An 805-nucleotide genomic window follows, 5' to 3' on the forward strand; every position below is an offset into this window, starting at 1 on the left:
GGGATTACTTGATATATATAACGATTATCAATTGTTATTCGATACATTTAAAGATGAAGAATACAAAAGTGTTATGGATGTTGTTCATAATTATTTAGTTAAATTGACAGAGAAAAAATAGTTAACTAGAAAGAGAGAATGAATTGAACAACAACATATGCAGTATAAGGTATGCCTACAATTATTAAAAAAATAAAAAGCCATTTAATAAGAGAGTCTGCCCATTGATCTTCATGCATGAACTCTTCTTTTGTTTGCCCTACTTCTTGCTTTGCCTCATATTGGTATTCCATAATAAAATCCCCCTTTTTGATAGCTTGTACTACCATCGTATGCATCTCGTCCAAAGGATATAACCTATAAAAAAAGAAAAACTATTTTTCTAATCTCATATACATATTTTTGAGATTTTTTCATAAAACAGAAATAAAGGAGTGATGCTCATGAAGGAAATTGAAGTCGTAATTGATACGGAAGAGATTGCGGAGTTTTTTTATGAGCAACTAATTGAAAGAGGATACGTCCCAAAACGAGAAGAAATTGAAGATCTCGCAGACATTACATTCGAGTATTTATTAGAGAAATGCATGATTGACGAAGTTTTTGATGAAGAGGATGAGTGAAAGTAACGACGGGCTTAACTCGTCGTTTTTTACTCTTTACAAACTTGTCACAAATAAGGTCGGCAATTATTGGTATAATTAAAAGAAAATTTTACTCAAGAGGTGAAGGGATGTTCAAAAAAATTATTGATTCTTTATTAGGAAAGAAAAAATATCGTTCGTATTCTAGTAGTGATTATCGC

Annotated in this window: 3 protein-coding genes and 1 pseudogene; 3 read left to right on the forward strand and 1 reads right to left on the reverse strand. The window is 30.8% G+C overall.

The genetic code is table 11. From position 1 onward, the window contains the following. On the forward strand, positions 1-121 hold a 121-nt coding region (locus tag KI369_RS30015; protein WP_498033628.1), incomplete at its 5' end, for a YodN-related protein. 4 nt (positions 122-125) lie between these two features. On the opposite strand, the gene KI369_RS28975 is transcribed toward KI369_RS30015, so the two are convergent. Then, positions 126-293: a DUF3930 family protein gene (locus tag KI369_RS28975; protein ID WP_098521233.1), complete on the reverse strand. Its 168-nt coding sequence runs from the start codon at positions 291-293 to the stop codon at positions 126-128. 150 nt (positions 294-443) lie between these two features. Here KI369_RS28975 and KI369_RS28980 point away from each other — a divergent pair, with 150 nt between their 5' ends. After that, entirely contained in the window at positions 444-623 is a 180-nt protein-coding gene (locus KI369_RS28980) for a YozD family protein (protein WP_000658451.1), read from the forward strand. Beyond that, positions 620-805: pseudogene (locus tag KI369_RS28985) on the forward strand (hypothetical protein); the annotation flags it as partial. The gene KI369_RS28980 and the pseudogene KI369_RS28985, both read left to right, overlap by 4 nt.

This window comes from Bacillus sanguinis, assembly GCF_018332475.1.
Taxonomy (GTDB): domain Bacteria; phylum Bacillota; class Bacilli; order Bacillales; family Bacillaceae_G; genus Bacillus_A; species Bacillus_A sanguinis.